Below are 19,582 nucleotides of genomic sequence, written 5' to 3'. Positions count from 1 at the left end.
GCTTGTGTTTTGCTCGTCACTGCACAATGATTTCTCGTCTCTTGTGACACCTCGTTAACGCAAACTGATCGTGGGCCAATTCCGCTTTGAGGCCTCAATAGCCAGCTTTTCGTCTGGATCAACGGCCACTGGGTGCGCGATGTGCTCAAGCAAAGGCAGATCGTTATGTGAGTCACTGTAAAACCAGCTATCCACGAGATCGAGACTCTGATCTTGAAGCCATTGGTTAAGGCGTGTGACCTTTCCTTCCGCGAAAGACGGTGTGCCAGAAACCCGTCCAGTGTACCGACCATCAATAATTTCCGGTTCCGAGGCGATGAGATGCTCAATACCGAATACCTTGGCGATAGGTTCCGTTATGAAACGGTTGGTTGCCGTGATGATCAGCAGAATGTTCCCCTGAGTTCGGTGTTGTTCTAAAAGCTCCTGGGCTTTTGGTAATACGATGGGCTCTATCTTTTCCCGGAGGTAATCGGTCCGCCAGCGATCTACGGTTTCAATAGGATGCTCTGCTAGTTCCCGCAGTTGAAAGCGTAGGAAGGCGTGAATGTCAACGGTACCAGCAAGGTACTCTTCGTAGAAACGGGCGTGTTCACGCTCGTGCGAAGGGGCGTCTACATAGCCGTGCTCTGCGAGAAATTGGCCCCATAGCACGTCGCTGTCGCCGTTTATGAGGGTGTTGTCCAGGTCAAATATGGCGAGGCTCAAGAGATTGAATTCCTTTTGGATTTGAGAAAAATGGCTAAGTGTATGGTGTTGTAGGCCGCGCGTAAAATCGACGTGATGTGGAATTTGCCGATACCGGCCCCTTTATGAAAAAATCTATGTGGATCTTTGGGTGGCGATGGCAGTGATTGATTCAAAGGGTTACAGGGCCAATGTCGGGATTGTACTGAGCAATCGGGATGGTCAGGTCTTCTGGGCGCGACGTGCGGGCATGAATGCCTGGCAATTTCCGCAAGGCGGCATCAGGCCCAACGAGACACCAGAGACGGCGATGTACCGGGAGCTGCAGGAAGAAATTGGGCTCTCAACCGAACATGTGGAAATCATCGGTACTACACGTGGCTGGTTGCGCTACCGCTTGCCCAGACGCTATATCCGTTACAACTCCCGACCGTTGTGTATAGGCCAGAAACAAATCTGGTACCTACTACGCCTGATAGGGGATGACAGCAACGTTCAGCTGGACCAGTCGCAATTCCCCGAATTCGATAGCTGGCGCTGGATCAGTTACTGGGATCCCATTCAAGAAGTCGTTGCTTTCAAACGCGGCGTGTATCGGCGCGCTCTGCAGGAGTTTGCCCCGTTGATCCTGCCGGAAGGTAGCGTCGAACGGGACGACTTCATGCCGTGATGCCAGTTGCCCTGGCGTTGATCGTCAATCCGTGAACAGTGCCTGTTTTACCTCCCATCGTTGTTCCAGGCCGTCGATCATCGTGCACCCAAGTCGTTCAGGTTCGCCACCGGGTTCAATCGTGCCGACGGTGAAGCTCGGTTGTCTCTTGTCAGCGAGATAGCGCACCATTCGGTATTTGATCGTTTTCGATGGGTGGGTGTTCGACATTAATCGTACGTCTGCCTGCCACAACTGACAGGTGGCGTCGAATCTTGATTCGAATTTCAGGTAGTCCGCAGGATCTCCCGTGGCTTCATCCGCCGCTTGAGTGCTCGCCGTGGCTGGGGGATCGCTCGCCATAGCGTCTGCCAAAAGGATGTGTGGTAGTACCAACGTTAATAGATAGAAATAGCGTTTTGTCAATGTCATGGAGTACTGATCCTTATCTTTAAATTAAAAATCGCGAGAGTACTATCTAAGCGCTGGCATCGAGCATAGGCGGCTGGCCGCATCTATTTAGAATAATTCCAAATCAGCGAACAGTGCAAGCATGCCTTCCAAAACAGTGCTTGCTATTCCCACTCCAATTCAGCGAAGGATGAGGTCACGTTGCGTCGGTGATAGTGATCGAACAACAGCCACTCGTCACCCTCGCTATAGCCCACCTGTTCAACCGCCTGCTCTAGCAGCCCGCCGTCTTGAATGAATTCCCTGATTTCCCTAAGCAGTGTTCGAAGGTAGCGTTCTTGGGCCGAAAGTGATTCTGGCCACTCGGCGCTCACCGGGCCGTGGCCGGGAACCACGCGCTCGGCGTCGACGGATTTTAGTTTGTCTGTGACCACAAGCCAGCCTCTAATGCTGCCATCGATTGCGGGAATACGTTCGATAAAGAGCAAATCGGACAGCCACAAGGTTTTAGTTTGGACGTCGTAGATCGTGAGATCGTTGTTTGTATGTGCTGTGGGGTGTGCAGCGATCAACAATTGTCTTCCACCGAGGTCAAGTTCGAGAACGTCAGCAACGGTGCGGTCGGGTGGAACGACTAAGGCCTCGGTATACACACTGTCACTAAGGCGTGAAAGGCTCCTAATATAGTAAGGGGCACGCTCGGCCAATGCGTCTGGAAAGTTTACGTGAGCAATATATATAGGGTCGTTTTCCTTAAATGCCAGATTGCCGAAAATATGGTCCGGATGGACATGTGTGTTGATGACATAGCAGATAGGGCGGTTCGTCGTGTTGCGGATGGTCTCCCTTAGCGCGTGCCCGACTTCAACACTACCGCCCGTATCAATGATGGCGACGCAGTTTTCCCCGATGATGAATCCGATATTGGCGATGTCGTAGTGGTTGATTGGGGTGGCGTCTTCATGGAGCCCCTGGTGCACATATATGCCCGAAGCCACTTCTGTGACCTCTAAGGGTGGAAGGTTGGGTTCGGCCACTGGGTCAACCGTAATGCTGAGCAAACACACCGCGAGCGCCGGCTCAAACCAGCGGCGGCCCGTCGCTCTGCCTTCCACATTACGTCTTTGAACTGAATCTGCCATTAATACTTTCAGCGATCTGTGTCGGGGGAATATCCTGGGATTGCAGGCCATTATTAGTTGTCATGTTGACTTATAAAGGCGCATGCGTCGATAGGGAAAATAAAGCTTTTCCCTGATTGATGTTGTTAATGATAAGGGAAGGCGTTGTTTTCTAGAGAAGTGGTGTCGATACCACGGTGCTCTCTGAGGCCAAGTTATATTTTATGCAACAATTTCTCATAAATGGCCTTCGTTTTGGGGGATGGTTCAATCTTCAAGACGGCTAAAAATGTCTTTCTGCAGCGGTTGTAGACGTCGACTGCGTCGGCCCCGCGCCCAAGTTCTCGATAACAAAGCATAAGTCGCTGATAAAATCCTTCAGCCAGATCATCGGCTTCCAGACTCCTTTGGTACACTTCAACCGCCCTGTCCAAATAACCATTTTCTTCCCAATATCGCGCGAGCTCACCCATGTAGCGTAGAAACTTATTGCGCAAGCGCTCGCGTAGGGTAACGTACCAGGGTTGTTCTCTCTCACTCGCCATAAATGGGTCCTTATATAGAGTGAACACCCTCTCGGTGAGACTTGTTATCGTCTCGGGTGAGATATTTTTCTGCGGTTTCTTAAAGACGTCATCAATTTTCTCTAGCACTTGCTCAAATGCCCACGTGTCGATCCAAAAATAAGATGGATTGAGGCTAAGTCGTCCATCCTGCAGCACGATTGCCTTATCTTCGCCTAATAGCTTGCGTAGGCGATGAAGCGTGGTGGTCAATGAGCGATGGGCATAGTCTGCATCAATTCGAGGCCATAATGCCTCTGAAAGATGATCCTCATGAACCTCTTGGCCACCAAAGGCGATCAAGGCCTTGAGCAACTCGATAGGCTTGCGCTGGAGCTTTGCAAAGAAGCCCAATGGTCGTTCATCCTTCAATACTTGGAAACGTCCAAGCGTAAAAATCTTGAATTGCCATGGCCAGCCATCGGCAGTGACAGGCAGGTTCTCCGGCACAAGTCCACGTTTTTGAATAAGGCTTTGAACGTAGCTCACTTCAATGTCGGCATCCAGCGCGTAGGCACAGAGTTGTGCCATCACAGATGGCCGCCACCAAAGAAAATGTCGGTACCCGTATTGCCTGCCCAGCTCCAACGCATAGCGCAATGAATTCAGCCCTGAACGTTGTCGCCCGTGCTCTAACGCCATTTGGGCGTAACTCAATAGACACATAAATTCCAATAAATGGCTCTTGATGTTGCGCGCAATGCTGTGTACTTGCCGAAGGTGCGCAATAACCTTGCGTTCCTCTCCAAACTCGACTAGCACTTGAGCAGATGCCAGGCGACAGAGCACCTCGAAGTATGGAGAGCCGAGGTCGATGGCCAGCTTAAGCGCCACCTTTTGATGTTCAAATGCTTTTAGCGTATCCCGGCGGAGCATCGCGTACCACGCCGAATAATAGTGATAAAGACACATGTCCAAGCGGCTTGCGCCTTCATGGTGGGATTCAACTTGGCTCAATAGCTGCTCAGCTGTATCAAGATCACCCGCACCCAGTGCGCCACCTGCACCAGTGACCAAAAATTGATATCGCCACACATGAACGCCGGTCGCGTCAGCAATTTCTAATCCATGCTTGACAGCTTTTAGGCAGCGTTCACCTTCGGCGTTTAGCATGTAATACATCGATTCAACGTATTTAAGCGTCGTTAACGATAGGGGAGACACCTCGGGCGATTCAGCCAGTTTTCGCATGGAATCAATGACCTCCGATGCATCCGCAAATGCGCCTACCCACATGTAGCTCACCGCAACATATAATTCCACAGACATTCGCAGGTTCGGGTCGCCCTGGGCCCGGGATACTGTAAACGCTCGATCAAGCCAATATCCGATGTCGGGATGATCGGGTTGCCTTAGGATGAGCGACCAAAACATGCTGCAGGTCACTCTTGCTTCAACGCCTTCGGACGGAAAGTCAGGATAGGTCTTTAATAGTGCATCAAGCTCTGTAATCCAGCGGTCAAGCAGTGCGAGGTCATCCAATTCATGGAGGATGGCATCCATAGCGCCGGAGCAAGCAAGAAGTAGTCCCTTAGGGTCTGGGTCTTCTTGCTGACTGAATAACTCGAAGGCCCGTACAAAAAGGTTCCGGCTTTCACGTGGGGCAAATGGAAGACGACTAGCGCCCAGCCAATACAATGTCCAAGGGTGTTTTTGCAGCTCTTCCTTTGGAAGGTCCTCTAGCCACTGTGCAAGCGTTTCTCCTCTTCCATGGTCCAACATTGCAACGGCATGTGTGTTAACGATGCGGGTCATTTGCTGCCAGTCACCAACCTCGCACAGAAGGGCGACCGCATCCTCTACGCGTCCGGCATCCTCCAATAATGCTGCGGCTTCGCGCTGTAGCTCGGTGCGTTGGTTCTCATTGAAAACTTCCGTAATGTGTGATAACAGAAATTCCTTGAATAATGGGTGATATTCATAGATGGGTTCTGGGTCACTCGGTCTGACGCTTGTGAAGTAGTTGTTGCGGCTTAGCTCAGCCAGGATAGTTCCTGCGTCGTTTTGCGCTGTCAGTTCTTTGGCCATTCGCGGTGTCATTTGAGAAAGGAGGGCCGTTTTAAGAAGAAATTCTTGGGTTCTCTTGTCGGATTTTTGAAAGATCTCGCCTGCTAAGTAGTCAAAGACAAGTTGCGGTGTGGATACATTTAGGGATTGGGCAATCGCACCCTCCGTTTTTGCTTGTTCTAGCATCAGGACAAGCCCTGCGGCCCAGCCCTGGGTCTTGGCATACAGATCAGTGAGCGCCTGTTCAGACAGGTCAAGGCCCTTTAATTTAACGATCGCGTTTGACTCGCTTTGCGTGAGGCGCAGATCCTGCCATCCTAATACCTCCATCTCACTATTGGCTCTTAGGCGAGCCATCGCCGGTGGCGGATCACTGCGGCTGATGACGATCACGCATGTTTGGGGAGGCACCTCTGATAACGCATCGCGCATTACGTCATGAAGCGCCGATTGAGACGGAATATCGTGGTAGCCATCGAATACGAGGGCAAAGGGAGACTCGATCTGCTCGTAGACGGTCTGAAAGTATCGACGCGTGAAGGTTGTCAAGTCCCGCTGGTATTCCGGGGTGAAAAGGGGTAGTCGTTTCGTTTTTGCGTCAATCTGGTCAGCTGTTGCTAGGCCCATGTAATAGAAGAATGTGGCTACATCTGAGTCGCCGTGATCAATTTGATACCACGTGCACCGGAGGTTTTTGCTGTCGATATAACTTGCAATCAGTGTGGTCTTGCCTGAGCCGGGCGGCCCTGTCACCCAGATAACCGGGCGCTGGCGCCCCCGGTCTAGGATGGAAAAAAGCCGTTTTCTGGGTAAGACCCTGGCAAGGGTCGGTCGCGTCGTCTTAGCTAGAGAAGCCGTTATGTGCTTCATTTCGGGTCTTCGTCATTTGGCCCGCCAGGCACATGTTTTACCTGTCGGGCCGTTCAGCCAGTTCACCGCTTTATTGAGCCACCGTTGGTGAGGGCTCTCAGTCAAGGTCCGCCAGCCCGATGACATAGGGGCCCGTTCCTCCTGCCGATATCCCTTATGGCTAATTCTAGCCCTTCCTCGGCCTATTTGTATTGCTGTAAGCCATTTGTAAGGGATCTGTAAGCGGCATGTCGTTTTGCTGGATCACCCGTAAACCAGCCTGTTGTGTGGCAAGCCGTGGAATTCCTGACCGAGAAATGAACGGGTGTTTCGCCTTGGTTGGCCGGTCCGGAATTGCCAAGACGCCTTTGGGGTTATGGGGACAAAAAAGCGGGTATTTGCGGAATCTGATTAAATGTCGAATCAGGCGAGTTCCGTTTCATAGACCGTCTTAATGTGTGTATTCCTGAAACTCAAGACACAGCATTGTTAGATCATCTCCGCACTCTCGCCCCTGTGAAAAGCCCTTTAGATGGGCTAATAGCTTCTCTAGGATCTCATCTAGATCCATCTTCTTGTGTTCTTCTAGGAATGCTATCAAACGATCTATTCCGAACTGCGCCTGATCAGGGTTCTGCCATTCAATCACGGCATCGGTATAAGCGAAGATCTTGTCACCGTGTGCGAGCTGGTATGACTCTTCAGTATAAGCCAGGGGCTCCTCTGAGAACATGCCGAGTGGACAACCCCCTTCTCGGAAAATGATCCCTTTTTTGCGGGAGACTGGAAGAAGTATCAATGAAGGGTGACCGGCGTGCGTCACGGTGAGCAATCCTGCCGGTGTGACGCGGAAATAGACACCGGTAATTGATTTTCCGGTTTCGCGCGATGCTAACAGGGCATTTAGCCTGCGTATAACCTCGTCGGTTGGTAAGTCACGCCTGATGCTGTCTAACCCTAAATGGACCATCATTGTCATGAATGCGGCGGCTACCCCATGGCCTGTCGCATCACCGACGAAGACACTCATTTCGCCCTCGCGGTTGAGTAGAAAATCATAAACATCTCCCGAACATCTAGCATAAGGCAAGTAGCGCAATGCCATCTTAAGGTAAGGGACATCGTGGAACTTCGGTAGGACGGCATGCTGAAATTCTGCAGCAAGCTTCAAATCTTCCTGCATTTGCTCATTGCTCATTAATAGCATGCTTTCAATCCGCTTGCGCTCCGTGATCTCCTTTTCGAGTTTTTCGTTAGCAACGACAGCCGTCCTCACCGTGACATCTTCACGCCGTTTACCGTGTTTATCGTGTAATTGCTGGGCGAGCCCGTTGGCTGTCATCAGATCATCCGGTGGGTCTTCGCTTGGACCTATAGCTGCGAGATGTCCTAAACGAACCGCTATGTAGATGGAAAAAGCCGCCAGGACTAAGACGAAGCCTATTAGCGCTGGGGATAATGGTTTATTGCCCATCGCCATTAACCCAATGATCGCAGTGTATGCCAATAAGATAATAACCATTAAATAGATCAATGACTGGCAAAGCTGGATGTGACTGCGTTCGTTCAGTCGTCGCAATAGGCGTCGGGTGCTCAATATGGACAGAAAGATTACCACTGCACCGATAAGTACCATTATGCTGGTGAGTAAATCCCCGGTTTGAAACATGCTTACTGACTAACGCTTACTTGTAAGCTCTGCATGGTAAAATGGAAGCATGGATTGGGCCATGCAGGCCGTACTCTCCCATGTTATTTTCAATCGTATCTGTCCTGATCATACGTGTGGCTCGGATGAATTTGGCGTAAAGGGGAGATGAATGAGCTAATGCAGACCAATATTCAGGATCCCATCCAAATACGACAGGGAAGTGTGATAGTAAACATCCATTAATCCCGGGGGCCTATGCGAATCAGATTGGGATGTTGCCACACATAAGGCGGGGCCAGTATCGGCGGTACGCGGGGGTAGAGCCGATCTCATGCTGCCTTTCATAAGGGCGCAGCCAATGTGACAAGAAAATTATTCTGCTGTTCTACCCCATTCCTGCACTACCATCCTGAATATATCAGATTCCGTAATAATCCCAGCCAACTTGCCGTCCGCGTCAACTACCGGGAGCCCACTCACTTTGGTTGATAACATCGTCTGAGCTGCCAGGGCGATTGTTGCATCCTCGGAAATCGTAATGGGGTCGCGGGTCATAATTTTTTTTAATTTAACTGTTCCAGAACCCGAAAAAGTATTTTTTGATGACTTGCCTTCTCTCACATCGCCGAGACTGACGATGCCCACTAGTTTGTCGTTCTCAACAACCAGGAGACGTCGAATCTGCCGTTCTGCCATAAATTCGTCCGCCTCTATCACACTCATGTCGGACGAGGCAGTTAAAACGTCTGCGGTCATCCAATCCTTAACTACATCATCTCTCATGTCAATTGTGCCTAGTGGAAGTTATCACCTTTCAATGCCGAGGTGATGCAATACAGCAAACCACAGCATTACCCAGTCATATAACCCAATGCTAAAGTTTCTCAGTTTTTTTACTGAAAGACGTATATCTGTTTTTACCGGCGGGAAGCAATGACCCCCATGGGAAATGCCATCGTCTATTATTCGTTTTCGTTGTTCGCCTGCCGAAACAGCATGGAATGTACGACTTATTTGTGGATTTTTCCACCCCAAAATCGGGAGGATAGTCATTTGCGTTGGATTTGGATTAACTCGAGGCGGGTGTGGCGCGGTATAATTTGTTGGAAATTTAGGTTTGGAATCGAAGGAATTTCGGCAATGGTCGGCGTGTATGCGTGATCTAGCTCAGTCGTTGCAGCTCGCAGTTCAGCACCATCAGGCAGGCCAATTGCAGCAGGCAAAGGCGATTTACGCGGAAATTCTGCGAGTCTATCCGAACCACCCGGATGTCGTAAATCTACTTGGCGTGATCGCGGGCCAAACGGGGCAGTACAGTGAGGCGCTTGATCTCATCAACCGGGCGATTGAGCTAAACCCGGTTTCTACGGATTATCACAACAATCTCGGAAAGGTGCTTGAGGGGCTAGGTCGGGTAGAGGCCGCGATTGATTCTTACCAGAAGGCGCTGCAGCTTAAAGCTGATCATGTTGATGCCCATTTTAACCTGGGTAATGCCTTCAACAGCCAGGGGCATTTCGACGCAGCCGCATCGTGCTATGAGAAGGTGCTGCAAATCAAACCTAACTATGCCGAGGCTCACAACAATTTAGGCAACGCATTAAAGGAGCAGGGCAAGATTGATCCAGCAGTAACTGCATACCAAGCAGCGTTGCAATGTAACCCCAATTATGCACAGGCTCATTATAACCTCGGGGTTATCCTAGAGATGCGAGGGAGAATCGAGGAAGCCGTGTCTTGCTATGAAGAATCTTTGTGCCACAAACCTGATTTTTCTGAGGCGCATAATAACCTGGGTAATGTGCTTGGATCGCTGGGTAAGCGCGACGCCGCAATCAGTTCTTATGAAAAGGCGTTGGTTTATAAACCTGACTATGCACCTGCCCATCACAATCTTGCATTGATCAAAAAGTATGATTCTGTTAACCACGAGGATATTCAACGGATTGAGTCGCTTCTTGAGCGCAACGGCCTCAAGGACAACGATTCGACGTATTTGCACTTTGCGTTAGGCAAGATGTATGACGACTGTGGAGCGTATGATAAAGCGTTTGCGCACTATCAACAGGGAAACGAGCTCAAGCGTAAGACGGTCAAGTTTGACGCAACGGTCTTGGAAGATTTCGTTACTAATCATATACGCACGTTCACTCGGGGATTTTTTAAAGAGCGTGCGGGATTCCAGAATCCTTCCGAGATCCCCGTATTTATCGTTGGAATGCCACGCTCCGGTACCACTTTGATTGAGCAAATTATTGCCAGTCATCCTCAGGCCTATGGTGCTGGCGAGTTGATCTATTTTGAGGGATCTGGCCGGATGATTCCGAAGCAACTGCAAACGTCCTTGGCCTATCCTGAATGTATGACACTGATTGATCAAGCGACTTGCCAATTGATGGCGGAAGGATACTTATACGTTCTTAGTACGTATTGCAATACAGCGCTTCGAATCATAGATAAGTTGCCGAGTAATTTCTTACACTTTGGCTTGATTTCACTGCTTTTTCCGAAGGCCCATATTATTAATTGCCAGCGTCAACCATTAGATACTTGCTTGTCGATTTATACGCAATGTTTTAGGAGTAACATTTCCTTTGCGTATGAATTATCTGATATTGTGAGTTATTATCGTCAGTATGAACGACTTATGGCCCATTGGCGGGAGACGTTGGAGTTGCCGATTTTAGATATAAGCTATGAGGAAGTTGTAAAAGATCAGGAGCGGGTGAGTCATCAGATCATCGAATTTTTGGGATTAGAATGGGATGATCACTGCCTATCATTTTATAAAACGGACCGGCCAATATTGACGGCTAGCAATTGGCAGGTACGGCAACCAATCTACTCAACTCCCATAGGCCGATGGAAGAACTATGACGCGTTTCTTGGCCCGCTTAAAGAACAGCTGAACACACAATAATTTACTGTAATCGACATTCTTTACAAGATTAAAACTCCAGGAGTTTTTTAGGTCATCTTTGCTGGGCAGATAGGCAAGGATATTTGTTAAACCACTAGCGTGATCCTTGACAGCACACAATCAGTAGGCGTACGTATTCTGATTATCGCAGCAGCGTTTGTGATCGTCGTTGCGGGGATGCGTGCTTCCAGTGTCATTCTCGTGCCGCTCCTTTTGTCACTTTTTATCGCAATCATCAGCGCCCCGCCCTTATTCTGGTTGCGGCGGAAAGGCTTCCCCAACTGGCTGGCCATGATCGTTGTGATTGCAGGGATTCTTGGGATTGCATTTGGCATGGGCGCAATGGTCGGCACTTCAATGGATGATTTTTCTAAGTCGCTTCCTGTTTACCAGGCTCGTCTCCAAGAGGATATGGCGGCATTGATTGCGTGGTTTCAGGCAAAGGGTGTCACCCTACCCGCGCAGGCGTTCCTGGATTCCCTGGACCCGGCGAAAGCGATAGGCTGGTTTGCCGGTATGTTGAATGCCTTGCGTAGTGTTTTGACCAATATATTCCTTATCCTGATTGCGGTGATTTTTATTCTATTCGAGGCGTCAAGCTTTCCCGCGAAGTTGGATGCCGTGTTGCGTGGTTCACAAGCGTCGATTGCGCAATTCGGCAAGGTCATCACGAATATCAAACATTACATGTGGATCAAGACGTGGACCGGTCTCGCGACGGGAATCGCCGTTGCCATTTGGCTTGCGATCCTTGGGGTTGATTTTGCTGTGGTGTGGGGATTGTTGGCATTTTTGCTCAACTTCGTACCCAACATCGGTTCCATTATTGCTGCCGTGCCAGCCGTACTTTTGGCATTCCTTCAGCTTGGGGTTGGTGCGGCGCTGTGGAGTGGTCTCGGGTATGTTGTGGTCAACGTAGTAATCGGTATCGTGATCGAACCGCGGGTACTTGGACGCAGCCTCGGTTTATCAACGCTGGTTGTGTTCTTCTCACTCGTGTTCTGGGGATGGGTATTGGGACCGGTCGGTATGTTCCTATCCGTGCCGCTGACGATGGCTGTTAAGATTGCGCTGGATAGCAGTGAACATACGCGGTGGGTGGCAATCTTGCTTGGATCGGAGACCTATGGGGACGCAGCCTCAGCCACGCCAGCTGAAGGCCCACTTCCAGATGGGAGTGAGGCTGATGTAGCCACGCCATCGCCTGGGGATGTTCAGTAATTCGGCCTTATCATCAGAATCCGTGCTTTTTCATAATTTCCATGTAGGTGCCGTCTTTCTTCATGGCGGTGATCGCTGAATCAAAATCAGAAACGATCTTTGCATGATCAGGACGTCGCTTACTTACAGCGATGTGTAAACCCTTTGCGCTCAGTGGCTTCGGCAGAAATGCTAATTCACTCATATCCCCACTCATGTATTGCCTTAATTCATACCGCGCGACACGTTTGTCAGCTAAGGTTAGATCGATTCGGCCTAAAAAAAGATTGTTCAGGTTTTGAATAACGTGGTTTTGTGGCACTTTGATTAAATAGGTCGCGTTGTCGAATTCGGCCCCATAGGCATAATCCCGCACGATCCCAATCACCAAGCCGCGCAAGTCCTCCAGGGTGTTGTAAACAATAGGGCGACCTTTTCTCTTGATAAATTTCACTTCGTTGATGATAAAGGGTTGACTAAAGGCGAGATACTCGGATCGCTCATCGCTGTACCAGGCCCCTGCGATGAAATCATAGATACCTATTTTTGTTCCTTCTAAAGCTCGCGGCCAAGTGTCAAACGTGACAGTAGTCGTATACCCAGCTCTTGTTAGGGCTACGTTTACAATATTGATTACCAGGCCACTCTCAGGGAGCTGTGGGTCGACGTATGGCGGCCAAGTGCTCGCAGTTACCTTCAATTCGCTGGCAGACGTAACGCTCGCGCTTGAGAGAACGAGGAATATGACGAGGATCGCAATAATTTCTTTCATTCTGCATTGCTCCTGACCGCTGTAGCATCTTTGTCTGCTTGTTGAGATTATTTGAACGTACGATCAATACGCAAAAAATCCCACCGCCGAGAAGGAGAACGACCAAAGATATAGCGTAGTCTCCATTCGGACGGCGGTTCAACGAATGGGTTCGAAAAATTGCAAGCGCCAATAAAGTTAGATTTACCATTCGTCCCAGTACGGGGTTGGCTGAAAGCGCGCTTGCAAGAAATCCACGAACGTGCGCACCTTTGCAGATAGGTGCCTCCGGTGTAGATAGACGGCATTTATATCCTTTGCTGTGGGCTCATAGTCAGCCAGTACAGCCTGCAGTTTTCCCGAGCGTAGATCTTTTCCAACCATATACGTTGGCTGAAGGATCAAGCCAAGTCCGTGAATGGCTGCAAGGCGTAGGGAATCACCGACGTGTGACTTTAGATTGCCCGATACGCGGACCGAACACTCATGCCCGGAGACATTGAATTGCCACTCATTTTGCGGCGTTCGCAATGAGTAAAGGAGACAGTTGTGATTTTTGAGGTCATCCGGATGTTGAGGCACACCGCGGCGCTTTAGGTATTCAGGGGAACCACAGACGATCATGTGGGCGGGCGCAAGCTTCCGTGCGATTAAACTGGAATCGGGTAGCTTTCCGACTCGGATGGCGACATCGAGCCCTTCTTCGGCCAAGTCAACGGCGCGGTCAGTGAGGGTTAAATTAACTTTCATGTCTGGATAGAGGTGTATGAACTCCGCGATCGCAGGTGCCAGGTGGAATGTGCCAAACGACGTTGGCGAATCGATATTAAGTGTGCCCCTCGGTTCCGAGTTCAGCTGGGTCACAGCAAGCTCGGTCTCTTCGACCTCAGCAAGGATCTGAACACATCGCTCGTGATAGGCGGTTCCAACCTCCGTGAGGCTGAGCCGCCGTGTCGTGCGGTTTAGTAGCCTCACACCGAGACTATTTTCTAACCGAAGCACATGCTTCGATACCATGGCTCGCGACATGCCAAGTTGCTCCGCTGCCCCAGCGAAGGTTTTCGCCTTGGCGATCTGGGTGAAGACCTTCATGCTTGTCAGCTTATCCATGTGTCCACCTTATGTGTGCACCTTTCAGCGTTAGTTCCCTTCCCAATAAGAAACAATCTATTAACCAACATGGTGTTGTTCGGTGCTTGGCCAGACCCTATGCTTTGTGCCTTGTAGCAGTGTGAATGGTGCATTGCAACAATTCTAACATCAGCCCTGATGAAGCGAAAGCTTGGAAGGTGGCTGTAGGGTCCTTCCGAAGGGCAGATTCCGATAGGCAAATCTTGGAGAGAGATTATGAAACGACTGCTAAGTGTCATGTTCTTACTCACGTTTGCGGCCGTTGCTGAAGGCTATGTCGATGAATCTGAGGATATCCGCAAAGTCGCTGAGGCTAATATCGTCAAGTGGAATAGCGCCTTTAACCGTGGCGACGCCTCGGCTTTAACAGCGCTGTATGCTCAGGATGCGATCCTGTTAACGTCGTCGGGTTCCGCACGTCTTGGTGCTCAGGACATCCGCGGCTTCTGGGAGGCCCTGATTAATATCGGATGGGGCAATCACAGTGTCGAAATCGTTGAAATTTACGGAGATGGCGACTTGATTTACGTCGCCGCGACATGGTCGGCGTTCCGTACGCCGAGAGACGGCCGCAGCTATTATTATGAAGGGAATCTTGTCAACGTTCTGGAGCGTCAGGAAGACGGGACCTGGAAGACGCGACTGCAGAACTGGAACTAATAAGCGATGTTGATGGCTTCGTAGCCCTACGCTGCATTAAGGGCAGGACGCCGGCACAAGTGTGCCGGCGTTTTTTATTCTTCTGGCTACGATTATTTCCTGTTCCCAAGACAGGTGTGGTGAGATTCTGGCTTCGAGACCCGATTGGCAGATCGTGTTGAAACATCTTTGTCGGGCTCAATGTGAGTACAGGCAGCGTACGCGATAGTCGGACAATGTGGATGATATAATGTGATTTTGGGAAAGGGTTGTGAGCAGCGAACAATCCACAAACTCGGAGCTCCCTGCTGAAGTCATTGATTTACTCCATGCTGGGCACAAGATTCAAGCAATAAAGCGATTAAGAATGGCACGAGGCATTGGTCTAAAAGATGCCAAAGAGACTGTCGATGCCTTTATTAATGAGAATCCGCATGTTTATCGATTAAAAAGGCGCTCGAGCGGATCGCCCAGAGGCTTGTTATTCCTTGTCATCATCATTGGGTTGATTGTGGCAGCCTACAGCCATTTCAGCTAACGTAAACATTTTTTGGGACATCGATTAGCAAGTGAGAATGAATACGAGGAACTCATAATAATGAGACCGGTCTGCGCGGTGGTGGGCGTTGGGCCCGGGAACGGGGCTGCATTCGCACGAAAGTTTGCCGCGGAAGGACACAACGTAGCACTTCTAGCAAGGAATAAAGATTTTCTCGCGGGACTTGAAAGAGAGATAGACGGTTCCAGGGCGTACAGATGCGATGTCACGGATTTGAATAACATTCAAGATGTTTTCGGCCGGATCAGATCAGAGCTCGGGTCGGTTGATGCGCTCATCTACAACGCGGGCGCAGGTGATTTCACCGATTTTGATAACACGACAGCCGCTGGTTTCGAAAAGGCGTGGCGTATAAACGCATTGGGGTGTCTAGTTGCGTCGCAGCAGGTCGTGCCGGATATGCGCGCTGGCGGAGGTGGCAATATCGTCATCATTGGGGCGACAGCCTCATTAAGAGGTGGTGTGAATTTCACACCGTTCGCCTCGGCGAAAGCCGCACAACGAAGCCTGGCCCAATCGATGGCACGTCTTTTAGGCTCCGACAAGATCCACGTCTCCTATGTGATTATCGATGGGGTGATAGACCTTGAAAAGACACGAACCTCAATGCCTGATAAGCCTGACGAATTTTTTATGAGTCCCGAGGACATTGCGGAGTCGGTTTACTTTCTTACCAAACAACCAACATCAGCCTGGACGTTTGAGCTGGATCTCAGGCCTTTTCGAGAAAACTGGTAACGTTCGTGGGCCGATGAACGCATTTCTGGTGGTGAAAAACTAAAAGGGTCGGATGCAGTCTAATCTGGCATGATGAAGAGGTGGAGAATGGGATGATGAAGAAGCTGGGTATTTTTGGGGTGCTCGCGGTGGCTGCGCTCCTTGTGGTGAGTTTGTCCGGAATGGCTGAAGGCGATCCGGTTAAGCCCCTCGATAGTGCAAACCTTGCTAAGGCCACATTCGCCGGAGGGTGTTTCTGGTGCATGGAGCCGCCCTTTGACACGCTCGACGGCGTTATCTCGACGACCTCAGGTTACACGGGAGGTCATACTAAGAATGTAACGTATAAGGAGGTTTCGGCGGGTGGCACCGGGCACGCGGAGGCGGTTGAGATTGTTTACGATCCGGAAAAGATCAGCTATGAGAAGTTGCTGGAAGTGTTCTGGCGTAATGTCGATCCTACGACCCCGGATAGGCAATTTTGCGATACAGGGAGGCAGTACCGCACCGAGATCTTCTATCACGACGCAGAACAGAAGCGTCTCGCCGAGCAGTCAAAAGACCGTATAGAGCAAACCAAGCCGTTTCAGCAACCTGTTGTCACTGAGATTACTCCTGCGACTGAGTTCTACGCCGCACAGGAATATCATCAGGATTACTATAAAAAGAATCCCCTTCGTTACAAGTTCTACCGATACCATTGTGGCCGGGATCAACGGCTTGAGGAACTGTGGGGCAATGCGGCGTAATAGCTTCTATAGGCGTTAGCCCAGGCGTTTTTAGGACGCTGATCAACTAAGGGGTATTCTGTTGTATTGCGTGACTGCCAGCTTTGGCTTGCTGAATTAGATACTTGTTCCCATTCGAGTCTGATTGACGAAATCTTCAGTTGCTTCATCAATCGACCGACCCGCGCGATCCCGTGCAGCGTGAACATAGAGCAGTTTCGGATCGACTTTTTCTTTCGCTGGCGGTGGAAGTCTCATTTCATATTCGACCGCCATCTCGTGGTCAGCCAGCTGAAGCTTGGGATTGTAGATGCTGTTAAATTTCCAGAGCATTTTGACGAAGTTGGTTTGACCACGCAGCACATGCCCCATTGCAAGCGCGGCGGTGGATTTCAGCGCTTGCCAGCCTAGGTGTTTCTTATTTAATACATCCTGAGTCTTGACGAGCTCCTCATAGAACTCCGGGAGCGATAGTTTGGTCGGAAGGACGCAGTGTTGAATGTCATACAAGCGGTAATCCCGGCTTGTTACTCTGCGCGATTCCGTGTGCCAGGTTTCCGTGCCTGGGTATGGCGTATTTACCGAGATGTTTACAATCTCCGGGATCTCTAAACACCATCGGCGTACTACATCGAAACGTTCGCGGTCCCAGTCTGGATCGGCGATGAGATTGATGGCGACCGTGATCCCTAAAGAGCGAGCATATTCTAACGCAGCAAAATTGTCGTCCAACGTGGCGCGTTTGCGATACTTTTTGAGTCCTTCGGAATCGATTGCCTCCAGTCCCAGGAACATGTATTCAAGGCCAAGTTCTTTCCAGAATTTGAAAACATCCTTGTTGCGCAGTAACACATCCGTCCGGGTTTCCAGATAGAATTTTTTCTTGATGCCTTTCCGTGCGATGGCTTCGCCGATTGCAAAACCGTGCTTGGCTTGAATGAACGCTACGTCGTCAACAATAAAAATGCCGGGTTCTTTTATATGGGCGAGGTCTTCGATGGCCTTTTCCGGAGTGACCATTCGGTAGCTTCGGCCGTAGAAGGTCCATGCACTGCAAAACGAGCAGTCCCAGGGGCAACCTCGAGTGAACTCAATAGAGGCTGCTGGATCGAGCAAACCAATAAAGTATTTTCGCCGGTTGCGCAACAGGTCACGCGCCGGTTGAACGTCATCAAGACTTTGGACGAACAGAGGAGGCGGGCCATTCCCGTGCTCGGAAACAACCCCCGGAATCTGGCCGATTGCAGAACGGTCGTAGCGTATGGCGTCCACAAGCTTAACGACCGACGCTTCACCTTCACCCTTTAAAACGCAATCGATGGCACCGCCGCCATGTTCGATGAACTCTTCAGCAATAAAGGATGCACTGTGCCCACCTACGAAGACAAAACTATTGGGGCGTTTCTTTTTAGTTGCCTTCGCGAGATCGACAATTTCCGGAACGTTGGCGAGGTAGTTGCAGGAGAAAGCGATGATATCCGGCCGCCAGTTATCCACAATTTTAAAGTAATCCTTGTAGGTTTCCGCCTGGAGATCGATGAGCCGCACGTCGTGCCCGGCACTTCGAACAACCTGAGCCACGATTTCCAATCCCAACGGCTCAAGCCGAAGGAAGATTTTCGTGTACATGAGCGCACTTGGATGAACGGCGAGAAACTTCATAAGATTGTTTTCCTTCTCCTATCTTGGATGATTTTATGGGGCGCGCATGATGTTCCGAACAGCCTCGCATTTTTGGCAACTTGGATGGTTGTTGACGCGAGGTGCAGATTCCATGGTCGGCAATTGGATGCTCTTCGTCAAGGAGATTTGGAAGGTAATTCATTTGGCGTTGGAATGAGGCTCGCGGGCCGCTGGATGGGTGGTGGAGGGTTCATTTTCCAGCAGTCCAAGCGAGGACGGCATCGAGAATATCCTCTCGGTTATCCCGGGTGAGCTGAAGTAACGCCACATTCGGTCGCTCTTTGATTTTTTGTATGAATCCACTGCCTTTTAGTGCAATGGTCGCGATAATTGGCGCGTTGGACTCAAGCAGATGGGTTATGGCGAGTTGAAATCTCTGTGAGAAGCACTCCATCTTTCCGATCTCATCGATGAGATAGAGATCCACACTGGGGTTTGGTTGTAATGCATCGTTGACGATGCTATCGAGTGCCACCACATCGACGCCGTAGCGACCGAGCCTGTAGGTCGACTGAACGTTGGTATGGGCAAGAATGATCCGCTGCCCATCGAAGGCCTCGAGATGGAATCCTTGTCGACGCCCTTGTGACCGGATCTCCTCGGTGAAAAAACCCTGGATCCTACGCCCGATAAGGGCACAGGCGACCTTTTTGACGAGCGTCGTTTTGCCGATGCCGGGCACACCAGTCACCAACAGAGTACGTGCATTTTTCGAGATACTAGCCATGATCTGGAACGAGGCTGCAGGGCGTTGTCGATAGACTAGGCGGTGAATGATACATTGGAGAGGAGTGCACGTCTGCCGGTAGGCAAACAAGCGCGATTGTGGTATCACGCTTATCCCAATTCGGCTGCGCCGAGTCAACCGCAACCCGCTTAATGAATTTCTCTCCCTGTGGCCTGGTTGCGATTTACCGCCGGGAGAAACCCATGATCGTCCACCATGTGGGGGTTGCCGATGCAGACGAGCTTAGCAAACCGTATACTGTTCGCCATCATCATGGCACTCGTTACCACGTCTTTGGTTACTGGTGTCGTCATTGCATATAACCTGGGCTTTGGTCCCGGCTTTTTTAGGATCTGGGGGCTGAGCTTTCTCCTGGCGTACATCATCGTTGTTCCCTTTATTTTGATCGTTGGCCCCTTGGTGCAGCGTTTAGTCGATGTCATTATCATCTCAGTTGGATGACAGTCACTGCCTTGAGTAGGCAATGATGAAGCGCTTCGCATTCGGCGCAGTGAAACATACGATAAGGGCACTCGGCTATGGGATCGTGGGCGGCGTAGTCGTGCTCGTCGTCGTGTTTGTCTTGTAC

Annotated in this window: 18 protein-coding genes; 8 read left to right on the top strand and 10 right to left on the bottom strand. The window is 50.3% G+C overall.

Going from position 1 to position 19,582, the window contains the following annotated elements:
• Positions 1 to 54: 54 nt before the first annotated feature.
• Complete coding sequence (locus O6944_01215) at positions 55 to 708, bottom strand: HAD-IB family hydrolase (GenBank protein ID MCZ6717768.1); 654 nt, start codon at positions 706 to 708, stop codon at positions 55 to 57.
• A 142-nt stretch (positions 709 to 850) separates the two neighbouring features.
• Here O6944_01215 and O6944_01210 point away from each other — a divergent pair, with 142 nt between their 5' ends.
• Positions 851 to 1,357, top strand: a complete 507-nt coding sequence (locus O6944_01210; protein MCZ6717767.1) for an RNA pyrophosphohydrolase — start codon at positions 851 to 853, stop codon at positions 1,355 to 1,357.
• A 24-nt stretch (positions 1,358 to 1,381) separates the two neighbouring features.
• On the opposite strand, the gene O6944_01205 is transcribed toward O6944_01210, so the two are convergent.
• The 5 genes from O6944_01205 to O6944_01185 form a co-directional block, all read right to left on the bottom strand.
• Positions 1,382 to 1,768, bottom strand: a complete 387-nt coding sequence (locus O6944_01205) for a hypothetical protein (GenBank protein ID MCZ6717766.1) — start codon at positions 1,766 to 1,768, stop codon at positions 1,382 to 1,384.
• 143 nt (positions 1,769 to 1,911) lie between these two features.
• On the bottom strand, positions 1,912 to 2,889 hold the full coding sequence (locus O6944_01200) for a quinoprotein relay system zinc metallohydrolase 2 (GenBank protein ID MCZ6717765.1): 978 nt from the start codon (positions 2,887 to 2,889) through the stop codon (positions 1,912 to 1,914).
• 194 nt (positions 2,890 to 3,083) lie between these two features.
• On the bottom strand, positions 3,084 to 6,308 hold the full coding sequence (locus O6944_01195; GenBank protein MCZ6717764.1) for a BTAD domain-containing putative transcriptional regulator: 3,225 nt from the start codon (positions 6,306 to 6,308) through the stop codon (positions 3,084 to 3,086).
• A 430-nt stretch (positions 6,309 to 6,738) separates the two neighbouring features.
• Positions 6,739 to 7,809 (bottom strand): PP2C family protein-serine/threonine phosphatase, encoded by a 1,071-nt coding sequence (locus tag O6944_01190; protein MCZ6717763.1) that lies wholly within the window; start codon positions 7,807 to 7,809, stop codon positions 6,739 to 6,741.
• A gap of 501 nt (positions 7,810 to 8,310) precedes the next feature.
• Positions 8,311 to 8,721 carry a CBS domain-containing protein gene (locus O6944_01185; protein MCZ6717762.1) on the bottom strand — a complete coding sequence of 137 codons (411 nt, stop codon included), beginning with the start codon at positions 8,719 to 8,721 and terminating at the stop codon, positions 8,311 to 8,313.
• Between the two features lie 370 nt (positions 8,722 to 9,091).
• Here O6944_01185 and O6944_01180 point away from each other — a divergent pair, with 370 nt between their 5' ends.
• On the top strand, positions 9,092 to 10,858 hold the full coding sequence (locus tag O6944_01180; protein ID MCZ6717761.1) for a tetratricopeptide repeat protein: 1,767 nt from the start codon (positions 9,092 to 9,094) through the stop codon (positions 10,856 to 10,858).
• Between the two features lie 99 nt (positions 10,859 to 10,957).
• Positions 10,958 to 12,079 (top strand): AI-2E family transporter, encoded by a 1,122-nt coding sequence (locus O6944_01175; GenBank protein MCZ6717760.1) that lies wholly within the window; start codon positions 10,958 to 10,960, stop codon positions 12,077 to 12,079.
• Between the two features lie 13 nt (positions 12,080 to 12,092).
• Here the strand turns inward: O6944_01175 and O6944_01170 are convergent, their stop codons facing one another.
• A complete protein-coding gene (locus O6944_01170; GenBank protein ID MCZ6717759.1) occupies positions 12,093 to 12,830 on the bottom strand; it encodes a transporter substrate-binding domain-containing protein in 738 nt (245 codons plus the stop codon).
• A 183-nt stretch (positions 12,831 to 13,013) separates the two neighbouring features.
• Positions 13,014 to 13,919 (bottom strand): LysR family transcriptional regulator, encoded by a 906-nt coding sequence (locus O6944_01165; protein ID MCZ6717758.1) that lies wholly within the window; start codon positions 13,917 to 13,919, stop codon positions 13,014 to 13,016.
• Between the two features lie 237 nt (positions 13,920 to 14,156).
• Between O6944_01165 and O6944_01160 the strand changes: the two genes are divergently transcribed.
• The 4 genes from O6944_01160 to msrA all read left to right on the top strand — a co-directional run bounded on the left by O6944_01160 (position 14,157) and on the right by msrA (position 16,604).
• Positions 14,157 to 14,600 carry an SgcJ/EcaC family oxidoreductase gene (locus O6944_01160; GenBank protein ID MCZ6717757.1) on the top strand — a complete coding sequence of 148 codons (444 nt, stop codon included), beginning with the start codon at positions 14,157 to 14,159 and terminating at the stop codon, positions 14,598 to 14,600.
• Positions 14,601 to 14,946: 346 nt separating this feature from the next.
• Positions 14,947 to 15,117, top strand: a complete 171-nt coding sequence (locus O6944_01155; GenBank protein MCZ6717756.1) for a hypothetical protein — start codon at positions 14,947 to 14,949, stop codon at positions 15,115 to 15,117.
• 57 nt (positions 15,118 to 15,174) lie between these two features.
• Positions 15,175 to 15,876 (top strand): SDR family NAD(P)-dependent oxidoreductase, encoded by a 702-nt coding sequence (locus tag O6944_01150; protein ID MCZ6717755.1) that lies wholly within the window; start codon positions 15,175 to 15,177, stop codon positions 15,874 to 15,876.
• A gap of 161 nt (positions 15,877 to 16,037) precedes the next feature.
• The gene (gene msrA, locus O6944_01145; GenBank protein ID MCZ6717754.1) at positions 16,038 to 16,604 is read left to right on the top strand and encodes a peptide-methionine (S)-S-oxide reductase MsrA; all 567 of its coding nucleotides are present in this window, start codon (positions 16,038 to 16,040) and stop codon (positions 16,602 to 16,604) included.
• A 96-nt stretch (positions 16,605 to 16,700) separates the two neighbouring features.
• Here the strand turns inward: msrA and hpnR are convergent, their stop codons facing one another.
• Together hpnR and O6944_01135 are read right to left on the bottom strand one after the other, a co-directional pair.
• Complete coding sequence (gene hpnR, locus O6944_01140; GenBank protein ID MCZ6717753.1) at positions 16,701 to 18,245, bottom strand: hopanoid C-3 methylase HpnR; 1,545 nt, start codon at positions 18,243 to 18,245, stop codon at positions 16,701 to 16,703.
• Positions 18,246 to 18,456: 211 nt separating this feature from the next.
• Complete coding sequence (locus tag O6944_01135; protein ID MCZ6717752.1) at positions 18,457 to 18,993, bottom strand: NTPase; 537 nt, start codon at positions 18,991 to 18,993, stop codon at positions 18,457 to 18,459.
• 231 nt (positions 18,994 to 19,224) lie between these two features.
• On the opposite strand from O6944_01135, the gene O6944_01130 reads away from it, so the two are divergent.
• Positions 19,225 to 19,455, top strand: coding sequence for a DUF2798 domain-containing protein (locus tag O6944_01130; GenBank protein ID MCZ6717751.1), 231 nt, complete (start codon positions 19,225 to 19,227; stop codon positions 19,453 to 19,455).
• The last annotated feature ends 127 nt before the right edge of the window (positions 19,456 to 19,582 follow it).

It is taken from the genome of Gammaproteobacteria bacterium (assembly GCA_027296625.1).
Classification (GTDB): domain Bacteria; phylum Pseudomonadota; class Gammaproteobacteria; order JAKEHO01; family JAKEHO01; genus JAKEHO01.
This window is presented reverse-complemented; position numbering and strand designations above follow the sequence as displayed.